Origin of the sequence: Streptomyces sp. NPDC088915 (assembly GCF_044749825.1) — a bacterium.
Taxonomy (GTDB): Bacteria; Actinomycetota; Actinomycetes; order Streptomycetales; family Streptomycetaceae; genus Streptomyces.
In genome coordinates, this window is the sequence record NZ_JBIVIR010000017.1 from 111,579 (window position 1) to 135,109 (window position 23,531).

The 23,531-nt window shown below is 74.7% G+C and carries 21 protein-coding genes; 17 read left to right on the forward strand and 4 right to left on the reverse strand.

The annotated features are described in order from the left end of the window. The first annotated feature begins 655 nt into the window (after positions 1 to 655). The 3 genes from ACIP5O_RS28270 to ACIP5O_RS28280 are packed head-to-tail and all read left to right on the forward strand — an operon-like array spanning position 656 to position 3,501. Entirely contained in the window at positions 656 to 1,543 is an 888-nt protein-coding gene (locus ACIP5O_RS28270) for a hypothetical protein (protein WP_401298018.1), read from the forward strand. Beyond that, positions 1,540 to 2,721, forward strand: coding sequence for a type VII secretion-associated serine protease mycosin (gene mycP / locus ACIP5O_RS28275; RefSeq protein WP_401298021.1), 1,182 nt, complete (start codon positions 1,540 to 1,542; stop codon positions 2,719 to 2,721). Before ACIP5O_RS28270 ends, mycP begins: the two co-directional genes overlap by 4 nt. Before the next feature lie 45 nt (positions 2,722 to 2,766). Beyond that, positions 2,767 to 3,501: an SseB family protein gene (locus tag ACIP5O_RS28280; RefSeq protein WP_401298023.1), complete on the forward strand. Its 735-nt coding sequence runs from the start codon at positions 2,767 to 2,769 to the stop codon at positions 3,499 to 3,501. A 46-nt stretch (positions 3,502 to 3,547) separates the two neighbouring features. On the opposite strand, the gene ACIP5O_RS28285 is transcribed toward ACIP5O_RS28280, so the two are convergent. After that, the gene (locus ACIP5O_RS28285; protein WP_030214668.1) at positions 3,548 to 3,925 is read right to left on the reverse strand and encodes a DUF1844 domain-containing protein; all 378 of its coding nucleotides are present in this window, start codon (positions 3,923 to 3,925) and stop codon (positions 3,548 to 3,550) included. Between the two features lie 330 nt (positions 3,926 to 4,255). On the opposite strand from ACIP5O_RS28285, the gene infC reads away from it, so the two are divergent. From infC to ACIP5O_RS28335, 10 genes are all read left to right on the forward strand, one after another. Next, on the forward strand, positions 4,256 to 4,939 hold the full coding sequence (gene infC / locus ACIP5O_RS28290) for a translation initiation factor IF-3 (protein ID WP_365539967.1): 684 nt from the start codon (positions 4,256 to 4,258) through the stop codon (positions 4,937 to 4,939). A 123-nt stretch (positions 4,940 to 5,062) separates the two neighbouring features. Then, entirely contained in the window at positions 5,063 to 5,257 is a 195-nt protein-coding gene (rpmI, locus tag ACIP5O_RS28295) for a 50S ribosomal protein L35 (RefSeq protein WP_015032399.1), read from the forward strand. Between the two features lie 106 nt (positions 5,258 to 5,363). After that, entirely contained in the window at positions 5,364 to 5,750 is a 387-nt protein-coding gene (rplT, locus tag ACIP5O_RS28300) for a 50S ribosomal protein L20 (RefSeq protein ID WP_019884941.1), read from the forward strand. A gap of 202 nt (positions 5,751 to 5,952) precedes the next feature. After that, positions 5,953 to 6,792: a TrmH family RNA methyltransferase gene (locus ACIP5O_RS28305; RefSeq protein ID WP_388663667.1), complete on the forward strand. Its 840-nt coding sequence runs from the start codon at positions 5,953 to 5,955 to the stop codon at positions 6,790 to 6,792. 125 nt (positions 6,793 to 6,917) lie between these two features. Next, complete coding sequence (locus ACIP5O_RS28310; RefSeq protein ID WP_401298028.1) at positions 6,918 to 8,066, forward strand: ATP-binding protein; 1,149 nt, start codon at positions 6,918 to 6,920, stop codon at positions 8,064 to 8,066. 157 nt (positions 8,067 to 8,223) lie between these two features. Beyond that, positions 8,224 to 9,363: a phenylalanine--tRNA ligase subunit alpha gene (gene pheS, locus ACIP5O_RS28315; protein ID WP_125663453.1), complete on the forward strand. Its 1,140-nt coding sequence runs from the start codon at positions 8,224 to 8,226 to the stop codon at positions 9,361 to 9,363. Beyond that, on the forward strand, positions 9,363 to 11,891 hold the full coding sequence (gene pheT, locus ACIP5O_RS28320; RefSeq protein ID WP_401298030.1) for a phenylalanine--tRNA ligase subunit beta: 2,529 nt from the start codon (positions 9,363 to 9,365) through the stop codon (positions 11,889 to 11,891). Before pheS ends, pheT begins: the two co-directional genes overlap by 1 nt. 286 nt (positions 11,892 to 12,177) lie before the next feature. Further along, entirely contained in the window at positions 12,178 to 13,245 is a 1,068-nt protein-coding gene (locus tag ACIP5O_RS28325) for a PP2C family protein-serine/threonine phosphatase (RefSeq protein ID WP_401298033.1), read from the forward strand. 394 nt (positions 13,246 to 13,639) lie between these two features. Beyond that, positions 13,640 to 14,980, forward strand: a complete 1,341-nt coding sequence (locus tag ACIP5O_RS28330; RefSeq protein ID WP_401298035.1) for a transcriptional regulator — start codon at positions 13,640 to 13,642, stop codon at positions 14,978 to 14,980. A 178-nt stretch (positions 14,981 to 15,158) separates the two neighbouring features. Then, the gene (locus tag ACIP5O_RS28335) at positions 15,159 to 15,689 is read left to right on the forward strand and encodes an NUDIX hydrolase (protein ID WP_383446068.1); all 531 of its coding nucleotides are present in this window, start codon (positions 15,159 to 15,161) and stop codon (positions 15,687 to 15,689) included. A 126-nt stretch (positions 15,690 to 15,815) separates the two neighbouring features. On the opposite strand, the gene ACIP5O_RS28340 is transcribed toward ACIP5O_RS28335, so the two are convergent. Then, complete coding sequence (locus ACIP5O_RS28340) at positions 15,816 to 16,676, reverse strand: 3-hydroxybutyryl-CoA dehydrogenase (RefSeq protein ID WP_401298039.1); 861 nt, start codon at positions 16,674 to 16,676, stop codon at positions 15,816 to 15,818. 197 nt (positions 16,677 to 16,873) lie between these two features. Here ACIP5O_RS28340 and ACIP5O_RS28345 point away from each other — a divergent pair, with 197 nt between their 5' ends. Then, entirely contained in the window at positions 16,874 to 18,139 is a 1,266-nt protein-coding gene (locus tag ACIP5O_RS28345; protein ID WP_401298041.1) for a glycoside hydrolase family 10 protein, read from the forward strand. A 7-nt stretch (positions 18,140 to 18,146) separates the two neighbouring features. On the opposite strand, the gene ACIP5O_RS28350 is transcribed toward ACIP5O_RS28345, so the two are convergent. Then, entirely contained in the window at positions 18,147 to 18,347 is a 201-nt protein-coding gene (locus tag ACIP5O_RS28350; RefSeq protein WP_401298044.1) for a DUF1918 domain-containing protein, read from the reverse strand. A gap of 146 nt (positions 18,348 to 18,493) precedes the next feature. Next, positions 18,494 to 19,360, reverse strand: a complete 867-nt coding sequence (locus tag ACIP5O_RS28355) for a DMT family transporter (protein WP_401298047.1) — start codon at positions 19,358 to 19,360, stop codon at positions 18,494 to 18,496. 274 nt (positions 19,361 to 19,634) lie between these two features. Here ACIP5O_RS28355 and ACIP5O_RS28360 point away from each other — a divergent pair, with 274 nt between their 5' ends. The 3 genes from ACIP5O_RS28360 to ACIP5O_RS28370 all read left to right on the forward strand — a co-directional run bounded on the left by ACIP5O_RS28360 (position 19,635) and on the right by ACIP5O_RS28370 (position 23,527). Then, positions 19,635 to 21,071: a PLP-dependent aminotransferase family protein gene (locus ACIP5O_RS28360; protein WP_401298049.1), complete on the forward strand. Its 1,437-nt coding sequence runs from the start codon at positions 19,635 to 19,637 to the stop codon at positions 21,069 to 21,071. A 626-nt stretch (positions 21,072 to 21,697) separates the two neighbouring features. Further along, the gene (locus ACIP5O_RS28365; RefSeq protein WP_401298052.1) at positions 21,698 to 22,273 is read left to right on the forward strand and encodes a histidine phosphatase family protein; all 576 of its coding nucleotides are present in this window, start codon (positions 21,698 to 21,700) and stop codon (positions 22,271 to 22,273) included. A gap of 96 nt (positions 22,274 to 22,369) precedes the next feature. Further along, positions 22,370 to 23,527, forward strand: coding sequence for a methyltransferase (locus ACIP5O_RS28370; RefSeq protein WP_401298055.1), 1,158 nt, complete (start codon positions 22,370 to 22,372; stop codon positions 23,525 to 23,527). The last annotated feature ends 4 nt before the right edge of the window (positions 23,528 to 23,531 follow it).

A 23,531-nucleotide genomic window follows, 5' to 3' on the forward strand; every position in this document is an offset into this window, starting at 1 on the left:
CGCCGGCCACCCGCCGGCCTCCGGGCCCTCGGGAACTGCCGCCGGCCGCCCTCCGGCCCCCGGCACCTCCGCTCCCACCCGTCCGTCGGCGCCCGAAGCCTCCGGGACCTCCGCTTCCACCGGCTCGTCGGCCCCCGGGGCCTCCGGAGGCGTCACCGCCGACCGCCCGGCGGCCTCGGGGATCCCGGCTCCCACCAGCCCTCCGGCCTCCGGCACCTCCACCCCCGGCCGCCCCCCGGCACCCGGCACTTCCGTTCCCGCCCGTCCGGTGACGGCCGGGGCCTCCGTTCCCGCCCGCCCGGTGACGGCCGGGGCCTCCGCCCCCGCCCGCCCGGCGACCGGCGCCGTCGACCTGCCCGCCGTCGAGACGACGGCCCGTCTCCGCGCGATCCGTCCCACGGGTCCCACACCACCGCCGCCCCCGCCGGGCCCGGCGCGCCCTGCACAGGGCCCGTCCGCCCCGGCACACCCGGCATCCGCGCCGCCGCAGGCGACACCGCCCCGGCCGTCGTCGCCGCCCTCCGCGTCCGGGCCGCTCGCTCCGTCCCGGGCCGCCGCCCCGCCCCCTCGGACGCCCGCGTTCCCCGCCCCGGCGCGTCCGGCGGCCGTACCGGCCCAGCCGTCGGCCACCCGCCCCGCGCCCCCGCCGGGCCCGGTGGTCCGGCCCACGCCCGCGCCCGCCGACTTCGCACCACCGTCGTACGGCCGTGTCCCCGCCCACACCACCGGCCACGTCCTGCCGCCCGAGGCGCCCGTCGAGATCACCACGCGGCTGCGGCCCGTCCGGGACCGGAGGAGCGCCGGGCGGACGGCCGCGGTCGCCGCCTGCGCCGTGCTCGGATTCGGGCTCATCGGCGGCGCCCTCGCCGGGGTGTGGCTGGCGACCTCCGAGCCCGGGAAGCCCGCCGAGCCCGCCGGGTACGCCGAGGCCCGGGAGCTCTGGCACAACGCCCCCGTCGACACCCTCTTCCCCCGCACCCTCGACGGCCCCCACGCCGGCCCCGGCGGAGCCGGACGCACCTGGACCCGGATCGTCGTCGCCCCGGACGCCCCCTGCTCGTCCGCCGTCCTCGCCGAGCGCCTGCTCGCCACCGTCGAGCCGCTCGGCTGCGAACGCGTCCTGCGCGCCACGTACACCGACGCCACCGCCAGCAGCGTGATCACCGTCGGCCTCGTCTTCACCCGCGCCGACGCCGCCGCGCAGCGCGCCCTCGGCCAGGGCCTCACCGCCCGCCTCGGCCAGGACGTCCCCCCGGCCCTCCCCGGCCCCTCCACCGTCGCCGCCCGCTTCGGCGACCGGCAGCGCGCGAGCTGGTGGGCCGCCGCCCCCGCCGACCTCCCCGTCGTCGTCACCGCCGTCTCCGGCTTCGCCGACGGCCGGACCGTCGACGCCCCCCAGCCCGCCGACCGGGCCACGGCCGAGGACCGCACCGACGCCGTCGCCCAGTCCGGCCTCGGCCACGAGGCCAAGGGCATCACCGAACGCCTCGAACGCCTGCTGCGCACGACCGCCACCGCCGCCGCGAAGGAGAAGAGCCGGTGACCCGACCCGCCCGCCGGCACGCGCGCGGCGGCGCGGCCCTCCTGCTCGCCGCCGCCTTCTCCGTCCTGCCCGCCACCACCGCGCCCGCCCACGCCGACACCATCCGGGCCCGGCAGTGGGGCCTCGAAGCCCTCCACACCGCCGAGGCCTGGCGCACCACCAGGGGCGGGGGCGTCACCGTCGCCGTCCTCGACACCGGCGTCGACGCCGAGCACCCCGACCTCGAAGGCTCCGTCCTGCCCGGCCACGACCTCATCGGCTTCGGCGCCTCCCGGGGCGACGGCGCCTGGGCCCGGCACGGCACCGCCATGGCCGGGATCATCGCCGGACACGGCCACGGCCCCGACGGCCGGGACGGTGTGCTCGGCATCGCGCCCGAGGCCGGGATCCTGCCCGTACGGGTCATCCTGGAGTCCCGCGACAAGGCCCGCGACAAGGCCCGCAAGAGCCGCGGCACCGCCCTCGCCCAGGGGATCCGCTGGGCCGCCGACCACGGCGCCGACGTCATCAACCTCTCCCTCGGCGACGACTCCGAGTCCGCCCACCCCGACGCGGGCGAGGACGCCGCCGTCCAGTACGCCCTCGCCAAGGGGGTCGCCGTCGTCGCCTCCGCCGGCAACGGCGGCGAGAAGGGCGACCACATCTCGTACCCCGCGGCCTACCCCGGCGTCATCGCCGTGACCGCCGTCGACCGCTACGGGACCCACGCCTCCTTCTCCACCCGCCGCTGGTACGCCACCGTCAGCGCCCCCGGCGTCGACATCGTCATCGCCGACCCCGACCGCCGCTACTACGAGGGCTGGGGCACCAGCGCCGCCGCCGCGTTCGTCTCCGGGGCCGTCGCCCTCGTCCGGGCCGCCCACCCCGACCTCACCCCGGCCCGGATCAAGACCCTGCTCATCGACACCGCGCGCAGCCGGCCGGAGGGCGGCCGCAGCGACGCCAAGGGATACGGGACGGTCGACCCGGCCGCGGCCATCGAGGCGGGCGCCCGGCTGAAGGGCGGCGACCCGAAGGACACCGCCGCCGGCTACCGGGGGCGCTACTTCGGCCCCGGCCCCACCGCCCCCGCCGAGGAGCCCCGCTCCTTCGGCCTGCTCGCCCCGCTCCTCGGCGGCCTCGGCGCCCTGCTGCTCCTCACCGCCGTCGTGCTCCGGCGCGCCCACCGCCCCGGCTGACACCCGGCGGACCGGGCGCACCGGCCCGGCGGCTAGGCTCGGGGCGTGGCGCTCAAGAACATCCCGGACCCCGGTTTCTCCGAAGACGACGGCACCGCCGACCCGCGGCTCGCCGCGGCCCTCGCGGCGTGGGCGGAGGACAGAACCGCCCACGGCCCCGTCCTCGAAGCGCTGCGGGAGGCCCGGCTGCTCGTCCCCGTGGTCGCCGTCCTCGGCGAGGTCGAGACCGACGAGAACGGCCTGCGCCGCGAGAAGACCAGCGACATGGCCGTCCCCACCCTCACGGCCGGCGACCGGCGGGCCCTGCCCGCCTTCACCTCGACCGCCTCGCTCGCCCTCTGGGACCCGCAGGCCCGGCCCGTGGCCGTCCCGCTGCACCAGGCGCTCCAGGCCCTCGCGCACGAGAAGGCGGACACGCTCGTCCTCGACCTCGCGGGCCCCGTGCCGTACCAGGTCACCGGCCCTGCCCTGCTCGCCCTCGCCGAGGGCCGCGCCGACGTCGACCCGCTCGCCGACCCCGCCGTACGGGAGGCGGTCCGGGCCGCCGTCGCCGCCGAGCCCGCCGTGCTCCGCGCCCACCTGGGCCCCGGCGCTGCCGACGGCACCCTCGCCCTGGTCCTCGCCGGGGACGCCTCCCCCGCGGAGACCGCCCAGCGCGTGGCGCGGGCCCTGGCCGCCGACGAGACACTGAGGGCCCGCCTGGTGCGGGGCCTCGACCTGGCACTCCTGCCGGCCTCGGCCACGCCTCCGGGCGAGCCCTTCTACGTACGGAACGTGTAGACGTACGGAACGTGTAGACGTACGGAACGTGCAGACGTACGAGTTCCTAGCCGTACACCGGCCCCGTGTACTTCTCGCCCGGCCCCTGGCCCGGCTCGTCCGGGATCAGGGAGGCCTCGCGGAAGGCGAGCTGGAGGGACTTCAGGCCGTCCCGCAGGGGCGCGGCGTGGAAGGAGGAGACCTCCGTCGCGCCGGCGTCGAGGAGACCCGCGAGCGCGTGCACCAGCTTGCGGGCCTCGTCGAGGTCCTTGTGCTTGTCGCCCTCCTCGGTGAGCCCGAGCTTCACCGCGGCGGCGCTCATCAGGTTGACGGCGACGGTCACGATCACCTCGACCGCCGGAACCTCGGCGATGTCGCGGGTCATGGCTTCGAAGTCGGGGGTGTCGGAGGAGTCGGGGGACTCGTTCTGGGGCGTCTCGCTCATGCCCCACACGATATGCCGGTCCCCGGTTAGCGGAGACCGCCGGGTCCTGCTAACCTTGTGTAACGACCGGCTGGACACGTGTGTGCCCGGCCCACAAGTGGAGGCTCCGTACTCCCACCCGACCACCCTCACGGGCGGCGGGTCACCGGTCAGGTGGCGCCCATCGTTCCGTACGGACGATGGAGCCGCCCGATGTGCGCCCCGCGGTTGACCGCGGCGGTGTTCCGGTATTTTCCTGGAGCCCCGCCTGTGTCCCGTCCGGGGCATTTTTCATGTACCGGCTCGGTTGGTCTCATAAACAGACGTTGCACGTCCGTCCGCCAGGCGGTCGTGTGGTGCTACCGAGGAGGATCCATCAGCGCCGAGCCCCGCATCAACGACAGGATTCGCGTTCCCGAGGTGCGACTTGTCGGACCCAGCGGCGAGCAGGTCGGGATTGTTCCGCTTGCCAAGGCCCTGGAGCTCGCACAGGAGTACGACCTCGACCTGGTCGAGGTGGCGGCGAACGCCCGTCCTCCCGTGTGCAAGCTCATGGACTACGGGAAGTTCAAGTACGAGTCGGCCATGAAGGCCCGTGAGGCGCGCAAGAACCAGGCGCACACGGTCATCAAGGAGATGAAGCTCCGGCCGAAGATCGACCCGCACGACTACGACACCAAGAAGGGTCACGTCGTCCGGTTCCTCAAGCAGGGCGACAAGGTCAAGATCACGATCATGTTCCGTGGTCGTGAGCAGTCCCGCCCCGAGCTCGGCTTCCGGCTGCTGCAGCGGCTGGCGTCGGACGTCGAGGAGCTTGGCTTCATCGAGTCCAACCCGAAGCAGGACGGCCGGAACATGATCATGGTTCTCGGCCCGCACAAGAAGAAGACCGAGGCCATGGCCGAGGCGCGTGAGGCCCAGGCCGCACGCAAGGCCGAGCGCCAGGGCGTCACCGCCGAGGAGACGTCCGAGGCCCCGGCGCCCGAGGCCGAGGCCCCGGCCACCGAGGCTCCGGCCGAGACCCCCGAGGCGTGATCCGAGGGGCTGCCATCCAGGCAGCCCCGGGTTCCGCCCGGACCCACCGAACGAAGAACTGACGCTCCCGGATGTCCGGTGCCCGCACCGGGGGGAGCGCCACTGACGAGGAGATACGGCGCGATGCCGAAGAACAAGACGCACTCCGGTGCCAAGAAGCGCTTCAAGGTCACCGGCTCCGGCAAGATCCTGCGCGAGCGCGCCGGCAAGCGCCACCTGCTCGAGCACAAGTCGTCCAAGCTGACGCGTCGCCTCACCGGCAACGCGGAGATGGCCCCGGGCGACGCGGCCAAGATCAAGAAGATGCTGGGCATCTGATCTGATCACCCGCCCTCGGCGACGAGGGCCACCGGCCAGGTCCGGGACCCATTCGTTTTTCGGGTCGTGTGAGTCCAACCACGACCCCGCTACAAGGAGTCAACAAGTGGCACGCGTCAAGCGGGCAGTCAACGCCCACAAGAAGCGCCGGGCGATCCTCGAGCAGGCCTCCGGCTACCGCGGTCAGCGTTCGCGCCTGTACCGCAAGGCCAAGGAGCAGGTCACCCACTCGCTGGTCTACAACTACAACGACCGCAAGAAGCGCAAGGGCGACTTCCGTCAGCTGTGGATCCAGCGCATCAACGCCGCTGCCCGCCTGAACGGCATGACGTACAACCGCCTCATCCAGGGTCTGAAGGCCGCCAACATCGAGGTGGACCGCAAGATCCTCGCCGAGCTGGCCGTCAACGACGCCAACGCGTTCGCCGCCCTCGTCGAGGTCGCGCAGAAGGCCCTCCCGGCCGACGTCAACGCCCCGAAGGCCGCCGCCTGATCTTCCAGGCCGCAGCACCTCCGCCCGGACCCGCAGACGCTCACGCGCCTGCGGGTCCGGGTGCGTCGGCCCCCCGAACCACCCGGCCCGCGCCGCACCCGCACCCGTGGCGCACCCGCGCCCGCACCCCGTGCCGTACCGGAGCGCGACCGCACCCGGCTTCCGCAGCCTCCCGGCCCCGAAGAGAGAACCGCCGCACGCCATGGTCACCCCCGAGCTGATCTCCCCGCGTTCCCCGCGCGTCGTCGCCGCCCGACGGCTCGCCAAGCGCAACTTCCGTGGCAAGGACCGCCTCTTCATCGCCGAGGGCCCCCAGGCCGTCCGGGAAGCCGTCGAGCACCGGGGACCCGGCGGGGAGCCCACCCTCGTCGAGCTGTTCACCACCGTCGAGGCCGCCGAGCGGTACGCCGCCATCATCGAGGCGGCCCACGCCGCCGGGGCCCGCGTCCACCACGCCTCCGACGCCGTCCTCGCCGAGGTCTCCCAGACCGTCACCCCCCAGGGGCTCGTCGGCGTCTGCCGGTTCCTCGACTCGCCGTTCGAGGAGATCGTCGCGGCCCGCCCCAAGCTGGTCGCCGTCCTCGCCCACGTCCGCGACCCCGGGAACGCCGGCACCGTGCTGCGCTGCGCCGACGCGGCCGGCGCCGACGCCGTCGTCCTCACCGACGCCTCCGTCGACCTCTACAACCCCAAGTCCGTGCGCGCCTCGGTCGGTTCGCTCTTCCACCTGCCGGTGGCCGTCGGCGTCCCCGTCGAGCAGGCCGTCGCCGGGCTCAAGGCCGCGGGCGTACGGATCCTCGCCGCCGACGGGGCCGGGCGCGACGACCTCGACGACGAGCTGGACGCCGGCACCATGGGCGGACCCACCGCCTGGATCTTCGGCAACGAGGCCTGGGGGCTGCCCGAGGAGACCCGGGCCCTCGCCGACGCCGTCGTCCGCGTCCCGATCCACGGCAAGGCCGAGAGCCTCAACCTCGCCACCGCCGCCGCGGTCTGCCTGTACGCCTCCGCGCGCGCCCAGCGCCCCCGCACCTCCGCCTGAGAGAGCCCGGAAGGACCCCGGAAGGACCCCGGAAGGACCCCGGAAGGGACCATTCCGCCCCTCCCGCCCAGTAGAGTGACGCACTCGGGGGCCCACTGCGCTACACGGAGGGGTGGGGGACGGGGATGACGGTCGGCACGGACAGTCCCGCGGAGGCACGGAGCGACGGCCCGCACGCCCCGGAACGGGCCGAGCCCGCCGGCCGTACCGACGCCGACTTCGCCGGGATGCGGCCCGACGACCTGCCCGACGGGCTGGTCGTCGCCGACGAGACCGGCCGCGTCGTCTGCTTCAACGCCGCCGCCGCCCGCATCACCGCCGTCCCCGCCGACCGGGCCCTCGGCCTCCCCCTCGACCGGGCGCTGCCCCTGGAGGACCTCAAGGGCCGCCGCTGGTGGCCCCTGACCGACCCGTACGGCGGACTCGCCACCCGCAGCGGACAGCCCGAGCGCAACCTGCTCCTCCCCGGCGGCCGCGAGGTCCTCGTCTCCGCCCGCTACGTCCGCGAGCACCCCACGGGCCCCGTCCGCCGGGTCGTCGTCTCCCTGCGCGGCACCGAGGCGCGCCGCCGCACCGAGCGCAGCCACGCCGAGCTCATCGCCACCGTCGCCCACGAGCTCCGCTCCCCGCTCACCTCCGTCAAGGGCTTCACCGCCACCCTCCTCCACAAGTGGGAGCGGTTCACCGACGAGCAGAAGCGGCTGATGCTGGAGACCGTCGACGCCGACGCCGGCCGCATCAAGCGGCTCATCGCCGAACTCCTCGACATCTCCCGGATCGACTCCGGCCGCCTGGAGGTCCGCCGCCAGCCCGTCGACATCGCGGCGGCCGTCGGCCGGCACGTCCACGCCCACACCACCGGCGGCCAGTCCCCGGACCGCTTCTTCGTCCGGATCAGGCCGCAGCTGCCCGCGCTCTGGGCCGACCCCGACAAGATCGACCAGATCCTCGGGAACCTCCTCGAAAATGCGGTGCGCCACGGCGAGGGAACCGTCACCATCGAGGTGGCACCCACCACGGCGGGCGACGACGGAGAAGAGGGGACGGAGGTCACCGTGAGCGACGAGGGCCCCGGCATCCCCGAGGAGTCCATGAGCCGCGTCTTCACCCGCTTCTGGCGGGGCAGCAAGCGCGGCGGCACCGGTCTCGGCCTCTACATCGTCAAGGGCGTCGTCGAGGCCCACGGCGGAACCATCACCGTCGGACGGGGCCCCCGCGGCGGGGCCGAGTTCCGATTTATCCTGCCCGTCGGCACCCCGGCCCACCTCCTCTGACGCCTCGCCCCGCGAGACCACGGACGATCAGGAGCCGCCCGGCCCGCCCACGGGCTCATTCGCGTCCCCCCACCCCGTTAGACTCGACCTTTGGCACGTTTGCGCCCTTGACGTCGAGCGGGGCCGCCCAGCCAAGCCAACGGAAGCACGGGAAGAGATGTCCGCACCCAATAAGTCGTACGACCCGGTTGAGGTCGAGGCACTGAAACCGGAAGAGATCGAGCGCATGCGGGACGAGGCGCTCGCCGCCTTCGCCGCCGCGGGCGACCTCGACGCGCTCGCACACGCGAAGACCGCGCACACCGGTGGCACCTCGCCGCTGGCGCTCGCCAACCGGGAGATCGGCGCCCTGCCCCCGCAGGCCAAGGCCGCCGCCGGAAAGCTCGTGGGCCAGGCCCGCGGCGCCGTCTCCAAGGCGCTCGCCGCCCGCCAGAGCGAGCTGGAGGCCGAGCGCGACGCCCGCGTCCTCGTGGAGGAGGCCGTCGACGTCACCCTGCCGTACGACCGCGTCCCGGCCGGCGCCCGCCACCCGCTGACCACCCTGATGGAGCGCGTCTCCGACGTCTTCGTCTCCATGGGGTACGAGATCGCGGAGGGCCCCGAGGTCGAGGCGGAGTGGTTCAACTTCGACGCCCTCAACTTCGTCCCGGACCACCCGGCGCGCCAGATGCAGGACACCTTCTTCGTCGAGGGAACGTCCGTCGAGGGAACAGTCACCACGGGCGACGAGTCCGGTGTCGTGCTGCGCACCCACACCTCCCCGGTGCAGGCCCGCACGCTCATCGACCGGGAGCCCCCGGTCTACGTCGTGTGCCCCGGCCGCGTCTACCGCACCGACGAGCTCGACGCCACGCACACCCCGGTCTTCCACCAGATCGAGCTGCTCGCCGTCGACGAGGGCCTCACCATGGCCGACCTCAAGGGCACCCTCGACCACATGGTCCAGGCGCTCTTCGGGCCGGACATGAAGACCCGGCTGCGCCCGAACTTCTTCCCGTTCACCGAGCCGTCCGCCGAGATGGACATGCTCTGCTACGTCTGCCGCGGCGAGTCCGTCGGCAACCCGGACCGCCCCTGCCGCACCTGCGGCAGCGAGGGCTGGATCGAGCTCGGCGGCTGCGGCATGGTCAACCCGAAGGTGCTCGTCGCCTGCGGCGTGGACCCCGAGAAGTACAGCGGATTCGCCTTCGGGTTCGGCATCGAGCGGATGCTGATGTTCCGCCACAACGTCGAAGACATGCGAGACATGGTCGAGGGTGACGTCCGGTTCACCCGGCCGTTCGGGATGGAGATCTGATGCGGGTCCCGCTTTCTTGGCTGCGGGAGTACGTCGACCTGCCGGCGACGGAGACCGGCCGAGACGTCCAGGCCAAACTCGTTTCGGCAGGCCTGGAGGTCGAGACCGTCGAGCGGCTCGGCGCCGGCCTGTCCGGGCCGCTGGTGGTCGGCAGGGTCCTCACCATCGAGGAGCTGACGGAGTTCAAGAAGCCCATCCGCTTCTGCACCGTCGACGTCGGGCAGGCCAACGGCACCGGCGAGCCCCAGGAGATCATCTGCGGCGCCCGGAACTTCGCCGAGGGCGACAAGGTCGTCGTGGCCCTGCCCGGCGCCGTGCTCCCCGGCGACTTCCGGATCGCCGAGCGCAAGACGTACGGCCGCGTCTCCCGGGGCATGATCTGCTCCGGCGACGAGCTCGGCATGGGCGACGACGGAACGCACGGCATCATCGTGCTGCCGCCGGAGCACGAGGTCGGCACCGACGCCACGGTCCTCCTGGAGCTGTTCGACGAGGTCCTCGACATCGCCGTCACCCCGGACCGCGGCTACTGCCTCTCGATGCGCGGCGTCGCCCGCGAGACGGCCACCGCCTACGGCCTGCCGCTGCGCGACCCGGCGCTGCTCGACGTGCCCGCGCCGAACTCGTACGGCTACCCGGTCCAGATCACCGACCCGATCGGCTGCGACCGCTTCACCGCGCGCACCGTCGTCGGCCTGGCGCCCGAGGCCCGCTCCCCGATCTGGCTGCAGCGCCGCCTCCAGAAGGCCGGCATGCGCCCGATCTCGCTGGCCGTGGACGTCACCAACTACGTGATGCTGGAGCTCGGCCAGCCGCTGCACGCCTACGACCGCACCCGGCTCGACGGCCCCATCGGGGTCCGCCGCGCCGAGGCCGGCGAGAAGATCACCACCCTCGACGGCACCGTGCGCGTCCTGGACGCCGCGGACCTGGTCATCACCGACAACCGCGGCCCGATCGGCATCGCGGGCGTCATGGGCGGCGCCAACACGGAGATCGCCGACCCGGCCACCGACCCGGAGACCGGCGTCGTCACCGGCACCTCCGAGGTCGTCATCGAGGCCGCGCACTTCGACCCGATCTCGATCGCCCGCACGGCCCGCCGCCACAAGCTGGCCTCCGAGGCGTCCAAGCGCTTCGAGCGCGGCGTCGACCCGCAGGCCGCCGCCGCTGCCGCGCAGCGCACCGTCGACCTGCTCGTGCTGCTCGCGGGCGGCACGGCCGAGGCCGGCGTCACCGAGGTCGTCGCCCCGTCCGCGCCCCGGACGATCGTCGTCCCGGCGGACCACCCGGACAAGGTCGCGGGCGTCGCCTACGGCCGCGAGACCGTCGTCCGCCGCCTCCAGGAGGTCGGCTGCGACGTCTACGGGCAGGACGAGCTGGTCGTCACCGTCCCCTCGTGGCGGCCCGACCTCAACGAGCCGAACGACCTCGCCGAAGAGGTCATCCGCCTGGAGGGCTACGAGAACCTGCCCTCCACGCTGCCCAGGCCCCCGGCCGGCCGCGGGCTCACCGAGCGCCAGCGCGTCCACCGCCGCGTGGGCCGCGCCCTGGCCGGCGCCGGCTACGTCGAGGCGCTGAACTACCCGTTCATCGGCGAGCAGGCCCTCGACCAGCTCGGCCTGGACGCGGACGACGCCTCCCGCCGGGTGGTGAAGCTGGTCAACCCGCTCTCCGACGAGGAGCCCGCGCTCCGTACGACGCTGCTCCCGGGCCTGCTCGGGGCGCTGCGCCGCAACGACAGCCGCGGCGGCCACGACCTGGCGCTCTTCGAGACCGGCCTGGTCTTCCGGGCCGGCGAGCGGCCCGGCGTCGCCGTCCGCCTCGGCGTCGACCGGCGTCCCACGGACGAGGAGATCGCCCAGGTCAACGCGGCCCTGCCCGCGCAGCCCCGGCACGCCGCCGTCGTCCTCGCCGGGGCGCGCGAGCAGGCCGGCTGGTGGGGCAAGGGCCGTCCGTCCGACTGGGCGGACGCAATCGAGGCCGCCCGCACGGTCGCCCGCGAGGCCGGCGCCGAACTGATCGTGCGCCAGGGCCAGTACGGCCCGTGGCACCCGGGCCGCTGCGCCGAGCTGCTCGTCGTCGTCGACGGCGAGGAGCGCACGGCGGGCCACGCGGGCGAGCTGCACCCGCGCGTGGTGAAGTCCTTCGGCCTGCCGGCCCGGACCAGCGCCATGGAGCTCGACCTCGACCTGGTCGAGGCGGCGTCCGAGGGCCCCCTCAAGGCCCCCCGGATCTCCTCCTTCCCGGTCGCCACCCAGGACGTCGCCCTGGTCGTCGCCACCGGCGTCCCGGCCGCCGGGGTCGAGGCCGCCCTGCGCGAGGGCGCGGGTGAACTCCTGGAGTCCATCCGGCTGTTCGACGTCTACACCGGCGACCAGCTCGGCGAGGGCACCAAGTCCCTCGCCTACGCCCTGAAGTTCCGCGCCCCGGACCGCACCCTGACGGTCGACGAGGCCACGGCGGCCCGCGACGCGGCCGTCGCCCTGGCCTCCGAGCGCACCGGCGCCGTCCTGCGCGGCGCCTGACCTCGCGGCGGTACCCAGGAGGGCCGTCCCGGAGAAGATCTCCGGGGCGGCCCTCCGTCGTTTCCGGGGGGCCACGGCGCGTACACCCTTACGGGAATGGCGCGTCCGTGCCGATGGCGCGCCCCTGGCGCGAGGCGGCGCGCCGGGGGCGCTCACTCCTTCGGGTGAGATCGTCCGGGGGTGTTCCGCGAGGGCGGGCGCGGTCGGGAGAATCGACGCGGCCGCAGGGGCGGACCTGCGTGCCGCGGTGCCTTCGGGCGCCGTCGGGGCTCGGGAAGGGCCGTGCATGATCCGTACGAGGTCGCTGGACTCCGATGGCTCCCGGCTCCGCCGGCTGGCCCCGTTCGCTCTTCCCGCCGCCTGGGGCGCGACGGCCGTGGCGTGGAGGTTCGCCTGTCCGCCGGCCAGGGAGCCGGGGCTACCGATGCGGATCGCCGCCGGCGTCGTCTTCCTCTCCGTCGGCATCGGTCTCGTCCTCGGCGTCCGGCGCGGGCTCATACGCGAGCTGGCCCGGGCGCGGGCCGTCGCGGCCGCCACCCAGCAGGTGCTGCTGCGGCCGCCGCCGGGCCGCCTCGAAGGGCTGGCCCTGGCCGCCGGGCAGCTCTCCGCCTCCCGGGGCGCCTCCGTCGGCGGGGACCTGTACGAGGCGGTGGCCACCCCCTACGGGGTGCGGATCGTCCTCGGGGACGTCCGGGGCCACGGGCTCGCCGCGCTCGGCGCCGTGGTCGCGGTGCTCGGCAGCTTCCGCGAGGCCGCCCACGACGAGCCCGAACTCGCCGGAGTACTGCGGCGGTTGGAGCGGGCCCTGGAGCGGCACCTGCGGGAGCGGGCCCGGGACGAGCACCCGGCGCGGGCCGGGACGGACCCCGAACACCCGGCGGCGGAGGAGTTCGTGACCCTGCTGCTCCTGGAGATCGGGCCCGACGGGCGGCTCGCCGTGTTCAACTGCGGTCACCCCGCCCCGTACCGCCTCGGCCGGAAGCCGGAGCGGCTCCCCGTGGGAGATCCGCTGCCCCCGCTCGGGGTGCTGCCGCTGCCCGCCGGCCTCGCGCCGTACACGGCGGCCCGGCTGCTGCCCGGCGAGACCCTCGTCCTGCACACCGACGGCGCGGAGGAGGCCCGGGACCACCGGGGCCGGTTCTTCGCGCTCGACGCCGCCCTGGCCGGGCCGCCCGGCGAGGCGCCCGCGGCGCTGGTCCGCCGGGTCCACGCGGAGCTGCTGCACCACACCGGCGGCCGGCTCGCCGACGACGTCGCGCTCCTCGTCGTGCGGAACGACCGCGCCAGGGTCCCGGCGCAGCCCGCCGAACCCGGGCTGCGCCGGCCCCGGCCCGCCCCCTCCTCCCACTGCTGAGAGGAGGGGGCGGGTACCGGCGCCGCCCGCCCCGCCACGGAGTGTCGGGCAGATCGGCGGGGCGGGCGGCGCGGACCGGGCGGCCGCACTGTACGAGGGGGAGCCGGCGGCCCGGTCGTCGCCTTGCGGCGAGAAGCACAGTCAACCGGGCCCGGGCCGGGCGCGGCAGAGCGCGCGGACCGGAAGAACGGGTGCTCCGTTCACACCCCGTGCGAAACCCCGGTCCGGAACCCCCGCATGAAGCTCCGGTGCGGAATCCCTGCGGGGGTCTCCGCGCCCCTCCGCGCGTACACCCCGTGCACCTGATTCCCCTCGTACGGGCCACTCCCCGCCACTTCGCCCCGTACGAAATCGGCCACCGCTACGCTGAGTTCACCGAGCGACCGGAGCGGCCATGCAGCCCAACACCTTGCTCGACGCCCTGCTCGACGAAGCGGGCGTCTCGCACGCCGGCCTCGCCACCCGGGTGAACCGGGCCGGCCGGGCCAGGGGACTCACCCTGCGGTACGAACACACCGCCGTGGCGCGCTGGTTGAAGGGCCAGCGGCCGCGCGGCCAGGTGCCGGACCTGATCTGCGAGGTGCTGGCCGCCCGGCTGGACCGGCAGGTGACCCTGGACGACATCGGCCTCGGGGTCCCGGGCGGCCCGGCCCAGGCGCCCGGTTCGCCGCTCTCCGGCTTCGTGGACCGGGCGGCCGCCCTCTGGCGCTCCGACGAGCAGCAGCGGCCGTACGTCGTCTCCGCGCCGGCCCTGACCGGCACCCCCGCGGTGATGCCCGTGTGGGAGTGGGAGAACCCGCCGGAGGACGTGGACGTCTCCCGTACCGGCCGGACCGCGGTCTCGGCCGCCGACATCGCCGTCCTGGTCGCCGCCCGGTCCCACTACGAGCAGATGTACCGCAAGGCCGGGGGCGTCGCGACCCGGGCCCGGATCGTCGGCTTCCTGACCGCCGAGACGGCGCCGCTGCTCCGGGGCACGTACGGCGACGTCCTCGGGCGGGAGCTGCACCGCGCCGCCGGCGGTCTGGTGGCGGTGGCCGGGATCTGCGCCTACGACGCCGACGCGCACGGCCTGGCCCAGCGCTACTTCCACCAGGCGCTGCGGCTCGCGAAGGCCAGCGGGGACCGGGGGCTCGGCGCGTACGTGGTCGCCCTCCTCGTCAACCAGTCGCTGTTCACGGGGGAGCACCGGCAGGCGGTGGCGTTCGCGGAGGCGGCGCTGCGGTCGGCGGGGCGGCGGATCACCCCGGCGCTCGCCGCCGACCTGACGGCGATGCAGGCGAAGGCGTACGCGCACCTGGGCGACCGGGCGACCGCGCTCGCCTGCATCCGGCGGGCCGAGGAGGCGGCGGAGCGGATCAGCCCGGGCGAGGAGCCGGCCGAGACGGGCTACGTGCAGCCGGGGCTCGTCAACGTGCAGATCGCGGAGGCCCTCCTCGGCCTGGGCGACCTCCCGGCGGCCCACGAGCACGCCGTGGCGGCGGTCGGGGCGCCCTCGCACGACCGGGGGCGGGTGCACCGCCTCGCCATGCTGTGCCGGGTCCAGCTGCGGCAGGGGGAGGCCGACGGGGCGGCGCGCACGGCGGTGGAGATGACCGAGCGGGCGCGCGGGATGGAGTCGCGGAGGCTGCGGGACCGGCTGCGGGAGGTGCGGGAGCACCTCCTCGCGAGCGACGCGGCGGACGCGCGGGAGGCGGCGGCCCTCATCGACGGGGCCCTGCGCGTTCCCCTCTGACCCTCTGACCCTCTGGCCCCCTGATCCCCTGATCCCCTGATCCCTTGACCTCTCTGGCCTGCTCCGGTCGTTTCCGGCCGTCTCCGACCTTCTCCGCTCTCCTGTGATCCCCTTCGGTCTCCGGCTGCTGCGATATTGCCACCAAACAAGCTCCGATCAGTCGGAAGGTGGCAAGAACGTGCAGTGGACGAAGTTGAGCGAACGCTCTGTCTATGAGAACCGTTGGTTCCGAGTGAACCTCGCGGACGTCGAACTCCCGGACGGCCGCCACCTGGACCACTATCTGATCCGGCTCCGTCCGGTCGCCGTCGCGACCGCCGTCAACGAGGCCGACGAAGTCCTGATGCTCTGGCGCCACCGCTTCATCACCGACAGCTGGGGCTGGGAACTGGCCGCCGGCGTGGTCGAGGACGGCGAGGACGTCGAGTCCGCCGCCGCCCGCGAGATGGAGGAGGAGACCGGCTGGCGGCCGGGACCGCTGCGCCACCTCCTCACCGTCGAGCCCTCCAACGGCCTCACCGACGCCCGCCACCACCTCTACTGGGCGGACCGGGCCACGTACACCGGACCGCCCGAGGACGCCTTCGAGTCCTCGCGGCGGGCCTGGGTCCCGCTGAAACAGGTCCCCGACATGATCGCCCGGGGCGAGGTCCCGGCCGCGAACACGGCCGCCGGGCTGCTGATGCTCCACCACCTGCGCCTCGGCTGAGCCGGGAAAGGCCGGACGGCCCGTACCTGTGCGGGAGTACGGGCCGTCCGGGTGGTGCGGAGAGTGGTCTGTGAAGGGGCCCCAGGAGCGAGGACCCCAGGAGCGAGGACCCCAGAAGCAAGGGCCTCAGGAGTACGGGTAGAAGCCCGAGCCCGTCTTCCGGCCGAGCCGGCCCGCGTCCACCATGCGCTGGAGCAGCGGGGGAGCGGCGTACAGCGGCTCCTTGAACTCCGAGTACATCGAGTCGGCGATCGAGGCGATCGTGTCCAGGCCGATCAGGTCGGACAGCTTCAGCGGGCCCATCGGGTGGGCGCAGCCGAACTCCATGCCGTTGTCGATGTCCTCGCGGCTCGCGATGCCCGACTCGAACATCCGGATCGCGGAGAGCAGGTACGGCACGAGCAGCGCGTTCACCACGAAGCCGGAGCGGTCCTGGGCGCGGATCGCGTGCTTGCCCAGCGCCTTCTCGGCGAAGGCCTGGGCCCGGCTGATCGTGCCCTCGGAGGTGGTGAGGGCCGGGATCAGCTCGACGAGCTTCTGCACCGGGGCCGGGTTGAAGAAGTGGATGCCGATGACCTGGTCGGGACGGGAGGTCGCCACGGCCAGCTTCACCAGCGGGATGGAGGAGGTGTTCGAGGCCAGGATGGCGTCCGGGCGGGTGATCACCTGGTCGAGGACCTGGAAGATCTCGGTCTTGACCTGCTCGTTCTCCACCACGGCCTCGATCACGAGGTCGCGGTCGGCGAACTCGCCCAGGTCGGTGGTGAAGCTGAGGCGCGCGAGCGTCGCGTCCCGCTCCTCCTCCCTGATCTTGCCGCGCTCGGCGGCCTTCGCCAGCGAGTTGTAGAGCCGGGTGCGACCGATCTCCAGCGCCTCGCCGGTGGTCTCGGCGACCCTCACGTCGAGGCCGCTCCGGGCACACACCTCCGCGATGCCCGCGCCCATCTGGCCGCAGCCCACCACTCCGACGCGCTCAATGTCGGCCATGGAGTCCGTCACCTCGTGCCTTTCGCTCTCTGCCGGCGGCGGGCCCGTGTGATTCCGGTGCGTCCGCCTCGATCCCCCGACGTTACCGCTCATTAACCGATGATCGATCGCCCGGGGCGTGGGCATGCTCTCCCGGTGAGTGTGACGTATCCGACAGAGGAGGGGTACAAGTGCGGCCTATCGGGAGAAGAGGGTTCGTGCTCGGCACCACGGGAGCGGCGCTCGCCGTGACGGGAACGACAGGGACGGCGGCGGCGGATGAGACGGCTCGCGGGATCACGGAAGCGGGCGCGGCGCCCGAGGTGAGGAGCCAGGCGCGGGGGAGGCCGTACCGCCGCCGGGAGTTCCGGGGCGTGTGGCTGGCGACGGTGAGCAACATCGACTGGCCCTCCAAGCCCGGCCTGACCGCCGGGCAGCAGCGCGCCGAGCTCCTCGTCCACCTCGACACGGCGGCCGAGCGGCGCCTCAACGCCGTGGTCCTCCAGGTCCGGCCGACCGCCGACGCCCTGTGGCCCTCGCCGTACGAGCCGTGGGCGGCGTGCCTCACCGGCACCCAGGGCCGCGACCCCGGCTGGGACCCGCTGGGCACGGCCGTCGCCGAGGCCCACGCGCGGGACCTCCAGCTGCACGCCTGGTTCAACCCGTACCGGGTGGCGAACCACACCGATCCGGCCCGGCTCGTCGCCTCCCACCCGGCGCGGCGGCACCCGGAGTGGGTCCTGCCCTACGGCGGGAAGCTGTACTACGACCCCGGCCTCCCCGAGGTCCGGCGCTTCGTCCAGGACGCGATGCTGGACGCGGTGCGCCGCTATGACGTCGACGCCGTGCACTGGGACGACTACTTCTACCCGTACCCGGTCGCCGGGCAGGTCTTCGGCGACGACGGGACGTACGCGCGCCACGGCGGCGACTTCCCCGACCGGGCGTCCTGGCGGCGGCACAACACCGACCTGCTGGTCTCCGAGATGTCCGCCCGGATCAAGGAGGCCAAGCCGGACGTGGCCTTCGGCGTGAGCCCCTTCGGGGTCTGGCGGAACGCCGCCACCGACCCGGAGGGCTCGGACACCGCCGCCGGCGTCCAGACGTACGACGACCTGTACGCCGACACCCGCAAGTGGGTGCGGGAGGGCTGGCTCGACCACATCGTGCCCCAGCTGTACTGGCACATCGGCCTGGCCGCCGCCGACTACGCCGAGCTGCTGCCCTGGTGGGACGAGACGGTACGGGGCACCGGCGTCGGCCTCTACGTCGGCGAGGCGCTCCACAAGGCGGGCGACCCCGCCCAGCCCGCCGCCTGGCAGGACCCGGGGGAACTCTCGCGCCACCTGGACCTCGCCAAGGGGTACGCCGGGGTCGGCGGCCACTGCTTCTTCTCGGCGAAGGAGGTCGCGCGGGACCGGATCGGGGCGATGGCCAGGGTGGTGGCCGATCACTACCCGACCAGGGTCCGCCCGCCGGGGTGACGGCCCTTCAGCCGGTCCCCGCCTCCGGGTGGTGACGCACGACGGTGTCGGGGCCGGGCGACATCAGGGCCTCGTGTCCGTCGTCGAACCTTACGCGGTACGGGGGAGTGCCGTTCTCCCCCAGTACCTGAAGGACCTCGGCCGTACGGTCGTGATGGCCGACGGTCCGTCCGTGCACCAGCAGTGTGTCGCCCACGCTCGCCTGCATCGGGGTGACCTCCTCGCGACCGGACGCGTGCCGGTCCTCCGCTCTTCGGGGCCTCTGCTTGTCATTGTGACCCTTTTCGTCCGGTTCCGTCGCGCCGGACTCCCTGGTCGCCCCGCCGCCCCGTCACCCCTCGCCCCGTCACCCGGTCACGACTTCGACCGCTGGGTGACCGCGATGCAGACCAGGACCGCGACCGCCGCCACGGGGGCGGTCGGCGACAGGTCCTCGCCGAGCAGGGAGACCGACCAGACGAGGGTGAGGAGCGGCTGGGCGAGCTGGAGCTGGCTGGCCTTCGGGATGCCGATCGCCGCCATGCCCCGGTACCAGACGTACAGGCCGAAGAAGGTCGAACCGGCGGCGACCCACACCAGACCGGCGATGCCGTGGGCGTTCAGGTGGACCGGTTCCAGGGACAGGGCGACGGCCGAGGCGACCAGCATCAGCGGCAGGCAGAGGACCAGGGCCCAGCCGATCACCTGCCAGCCCGGCATCAGGGCGGCGAGCCGGCCGCCCTCGGTGTAGCCGGCCGCGCACACCAGCAGCGCCCCGAAGAGGTACAGGTCGCCGGTGGAGAGCGCCCCGCCGCTCTCCGCGAGCGTGAAGCCGAGCACCACCACGGCGCCGGAGACGGCCGCGATCCAGAAGGTGCGGGAGGGGCGCCGGCCCGTCCGCAGGGCGGCGAAGGTCGCCGTGGTGAGCGGCAGGAGGCCCACCACCACGGCGGCGTGGGAGGTGGTGGAGGTCTGCAGGGCCAGGCTGGTCAGGAGCGGGAAGCCGACGACGACCCCGCCGGCGACCACCGCGAGCCCCGCCCAGTGGCGCCGCTCCGGCAGCGGCACCCGGCCGGCGAGCAGGAAGACGCCGGCGAGGAGGGCGGCGAGCGTGGACCGCACGGCCACGAGGGACCAGGGGCCGAAGCTCTCCAGGCCCCAGACGGTCGACGGGAAGGTGAGCGAGAACGCGACGACGCCGAGCCCGGCGAGCAGGGTGCCCCGGGCCCGGGGGTCGGACACGGGGGTACGGGAGGCAGCCGCGGGGGTACGGGAGCCGGTCGCGGGTGCCGAAGCGCCGGACGGCCCGGTGGCGGGGGAGGCGGCTCCGGAGGCCGAGGGGTCGGACGGCCCGGTGGCGGGGGAGGCGGCTCCGGAGGCCGAGGGGCCGGACGACCCGGTGGCGCGGGAAGCACCTCCGGTCCCGGTGGCCGAAGCGCCCGACGGCCCGGCCGTGCGGGGCTCCGGGGCGGTGACCGCTATCGCGGTGGAGGCAGTAGCGCTATCGTGTGCTCTCATGCATGAGCGTAGCAGTGTCGCGGAACTGGTGAAATCCCTGAAGAGTGAGCTCGACCGCTACTCTCCCGGTGGAAAGCTGCCGTCGAGTCGCGCACTCGTCGAGCGCTACCGCGTCTCCCCGGTCACCGTCACCCGCGCCCTCGCCCAGCTCGCCGCCGAAGGACTCGTCGTCACCCGGCCCGGCGCCGGCGCCTTCCGCGCGGAACCCCGCGCCTCCGCCCCGGCCACCGGGGACACCTCCTGGCAGGAGGTCGCCCTCAGCGCCGACACCGCCACCGAGCTCGTGCCCCGGGCCGTCGACGCCTCCGGCGTCCTCGTCACCCTCTCCGCGCCGCCGCCCGGCGTGATCGAGTTCAACGGCGGCTACCTCCACCCGGCCCTCCAGCCCGAGCGGGCCCTCGCCGCCGCCCTCGCCCGGGCCGGCCGCCGCCCCGGCGCCTGGGGCAGGCCGCCCGTCGACGGCCTGCCCGAGCTGCGCGAGTGGTTCGCCCGCGAGATCGGCGGCACCGTCACCGCCGCCGAGGTCCTCATCACCGCCGGGGGCCAGTCCGCGATCACCACCGCCCTGCGCGCCCTCGCCCCGCCCGGCACCCCCGTCCTCGTCGAGTCGCCGACCTACCCGGGCATGCTCGCCGTCGCCCGCGCCTCCGGACTCCGCCCGGTCCCCGTGCCCACCGACGCCGGGGGAGTCCGCCCCGAGCTCCTCGAAGCCGCCTTCCGCGCCACCGGGGCCCGCGTCCTCGTCTGCCAGCCGCTCTTCCAGAACCCGACGGGCGCCGTCCTCGGACCGGAGCGGCGCCGGGAGGTCGTCCGGATCGCCCGCGCCGCCGGGGCCTTCGTCGTCGAGGACGACTTCGCCCGCCGCCTCGTCCACGAGGACGCCCCGCCGCTCCCCGAACCCCTCGTCGCCGAGGACCCGGACGGCGTCGTCGTCCACGTCCGCTCCCTCACCAAGCCCGCCTCGGCCAGCCTCCGCGTCGGCGCCCTCGCCGCCCGGGGACCCGTCCTGGAACGGCTGCGCGCCATCCAGGTCGTCGACAGCTTCTTCGTCCCCCGGCCCCTCCAGGAGGCCGCGCTCGAACTCGTCGGCTCCCCGGCCTGGCCCCGGCACCTCCGCGCCGTCTCGCAGGAGCTCAAGGCCCGCCGGGACGCCATGGCCGGCGCCCTCGCCCACCACCTCCCCGAACTCGCCCTGCCCCACGTCCCCTCCGGCGGCTACCACCTCTGGCCGCGCCTCCCCGACGCCCTGCCCGAGGCCTCCCTCCACGCCACCGCCCTGCGCACCGGGGTCGCCGTGGCCCCCGGCCGCCCCTACTTCTGCGCCGAACCGCCCGCCGGTCACATCCGGCTGAGTTTCGCGGGTGTCGCGGGCCTCGCGGAGATCGCGGAGGGGGTGCGCCGCCTGCGGACGGCGATGGACGAGCTCACCGGCTGACCACCCGGGCCGGGCGGCGCGAGCGCTCCGCCCGGTTCCGGCCCCGCAAGGTCCCCGGTCACATGCGCCCGACAAGCCCCCGCGCTCCCGGAAGCCTCCGCCCTCAAGGACAGCCCCCTTCCGGAGGGCCCCCGTCATGCACGGGGCGTACGAGATCTCGTCCGGCCCCGCCCGGATCGACGCCGCCCGCGTCCACCACCGGATCCCCACCGACACCCACCGGACCCACGGCCGACCTCGGGAGAAGCGGGACCGGGCCGTCGCGGGCCCGCTCGGCCCCGGCACCCACCACCACGAGACCGGCGGGACGAACGCCCACGCGCGCGTCGTCACCGACTACGCCACCTCCGCCCGGCTCCGCGACGTCCACGGCGACCGCCCCGCCCGGGGCGCGCCGGCCTCGGCACCGCGCCCGTCACCGCCGTCCGGGACCTCCTGGAGCCGTACGGGCCGGGCCGCGTCGCACTCGCCACCGCCGGCCCGTACGGCGTGTACGAGGAGGTGGGTTTCGCGCCACTGCGAAATCCGGACAAGTGGATGGCTCTCGGGCGGCGGTGCACCCGGCCCCCTCCGTCCCCCGAAGCGACCCCTTGACCAGCGGCGCCACCGGCCTCACGATCGCGGCCATGGGTCTTCGAGTGACGTTCGTCACGGCGGCACGCAGCTCCTCCCTGCTCGCCGAACGCTTCGACGACGACCGGCCGATGGACGAGGCCGGCTGGTACGAGGTGCAGCAGGCCGCGCCCGTGCTCATCCCGCTCGGCGCGGCCGAACTGCGCTACTGCTCCCCGACCCCGCGCAGCCGCGCCACCGGCACCGCCCTCGGCTACGCGCCCCTCGTCCAGCCCGCCCTGCGCGACTGCGACATGGGCCGCTGGCGCGGCCTGACCCTCGCCGAGGTCGCCGCCCTCGAACCGGCCGCCGTCGACGCCTGGCTCACCGACGCCCGCACGGCCCCGCACGGCGGCGAACCGCTCCTCGCCTTCATCACCCGGATAGGGAACTGGCTCGACACCCGGCCCGCCGAGGACTGCGACATCGTTGCCGTCGCCGAGCCCTCCGTCGTACGGGCCGCCCTCGTGTACGCCCTGAAGGCGCCGCCCGCCACGTACTGGAACGTCGACGTCCGCCCCCTCTCCACCGTCACCCTCACCGGCCGCCCCGGCCTCTGGCACCTCCAGCTCGACGCGGCCCTGCGCTGACCGGTCCGCGCCGACGGGACCGGGGCCGGGACCGGGGCGGAGCCGTACGGCGGAGAAGGGCGGCCCGGCCCCGCGACCGGCTAGCCTGAACCCACGATGAACCGTTTGAGCACGTCATGGGGCGCCTTCACGCTGACCCGCCACCCCGAGGACCCGCGCGACCCGCTGCGCGCCTGGGACGCGTCCGACGAGTACCTCCTGGGGCACCTGGCCGACACCGGCACCGACCTCTCCGGCACCGTCGTCGTCCTCGGCGACCGCTGGGGAGCCCTCGTCACCGCGCTCCGGGCGACGGGACCCGGCGAACTGGTCCAGATCACCGACTCGTACCTCGGCGGAGAGGCGACCCGGACCAACCTCGCGCGCGCCGGCGCCGGCCCGGACGCCGTCCGGCTGCTCACCACCCAGGACCCGCCGCCCGAGCGGATCGACGTGCTCCTCGTCCGCGTCCCCAAGAGCCTCGCGCTCCTGGAGGACCAGCTCCACCGTCTCGCCCCCGCCGTCCACGAGGGCACCGTCGTCGTCGGCACCGGCATGGTCAAGGAGATCCACACCTCCACGCTGAAGCTCTTCGAGCGGATCCTCGGCCCCACCCGCACCTCCCTCGCGGTGAAGAAGGCCCGGCTGATCCACACCACCCCCGGCCCCGCCGCCCCGGGCCCGAACCCCTGGCCGTACCGCTACGACCTGCCCGCCGACACCCCCGCGCCCGGCCTCCCCGGGCGGACCGTCACCAACCACGCCGGCGTCTTCTGCGCCGACCGCCTCGACATCGGCACCCGCTTCCTCCTCGCCCACCTGCCCCGCGGCCTCGGCCGGGCCCGCGTCGCGGACCTCGGCTGCGGCAACGGCGTGGTGGGCCTCGCGGTCGCCCTCGCCGAGCCCGAGGCCGAACTGGTCTTCACCGACGAGTCGTACCAGGCCGTCGCCTCGGCCCGGGAGAACTTCCGCGCCCACGCGGGCGACGGGCGCGCGGCCGAGTTCCTCGTCGGCGACGGGCTCGCGGACCTGGCCCCCGGCTCGGTGGACCTGGTCCTCAACAACCCGCCGTTCCACAGCCACCAGGCCACCACCGACCGCACCGCCCGCCGCATGTTCGCCGACGCCCGGCGCGCCCTGCGCCCCGGCGGCGAACTGTGGGTCGTCGGCAACCGGCACCTCGGCCACCACGTCACCCTCCGCCGAATCTTCGGCAACGCCGAACTGGTCGCGAGCGACCCGAAGTTCGTGATCCTGCGCGCGGTCCGCCGCTAGGATC

Coding starts and splice junctions, on each gene's coding strand:
- pheT (WP_401298030.1), top strand. CDS start 9,363: ATGCGGGTCCCGCTTTCTTGGCTGCGGGAGTACGTCGACCTGCCGGCG.
- ACIP5O_RS28365 (WP_401298052.1), top strand. CDS start 21,698: ATGGGTCTTCGAGTGACGTTCGTCACGGCGGCACGCAGCTCCTCCCTG.
- ACIP5O_RS28285 (WP_030214668.1), bottom strand. CDS start 3,925: ATGAGCGAGACGCCCCAGAACGAGTCCCCCGACTCCTCCGACACCCCC.
- ACIP5O_RS28310 (WP_401298028.1), top strand. CDS start 6,918: ATGACGGTCGGCACGGACAGTCCCGCGGAGGCACGGAGCGACGGCCCG.
- rpmI (WP_015032399.1), top strand. CDS start 5,063: ATGCCGAAGAACAAGACGCACTCCGGTGCCAAGAAGCGCTTCAAGGTC.
- ACIP5O_RS28350 (WP_401298044.1), bottom strand. CDS start 18,347: ATGCAGGCGAGCGTGGGCGACACACTGCTGGTGCACGGACGGACCGTC.
- ACIP5O_RS28305 (WP_388663667.1), top strand. CDS start 5,953: ATGGTCACCCCCGAGCTGATCTCCCCGCGTTCCCCGCGCGTCGTCGCC.
- ACIP5O_RS28325 (WP_401298033.1), top strand. CDS start 12,178: ATGATCCGTACGAGGTCGCTGGACTCCGATGGCTCCCGGCTCCGCCGG.
- ACIP5O_RS28360 (WP_401298049.1), top strand. CDS start 19,635: ATGCATGAGCGTAGCAGTGTCGCGGAACTGGTGAAATCCCTGAAGAGT.
- ACIP5O_RS28340 (WP_401298039.1), bottom strand. CDS start 16,676: ATGGCCGACATTGAGCGCGTCGGAGTGGTGGGCTGCGGCCAGATGGGC.
- ACIP5O_RS28330 (WP_401298035.1), top strand. CDS start 13,640: ATGCAGCCCAACACCTTGCTCGACGCCCTGCTCGACGAAGCGGGCGTC.
- pheS (WP_125663453.1), top strand. CDS start 8,224: ATGTCCGCACCCAATAAGTCGTACGACCCGGTTGAGGTCGAGGCACTG.
- ACIP5O_RS28370 (WP_401298055.1), top strand. CDS start 22,370: ATGAACCGTTTGAGCACGTCATGGGGCGCCTTCACGCTGACCCGCCAC.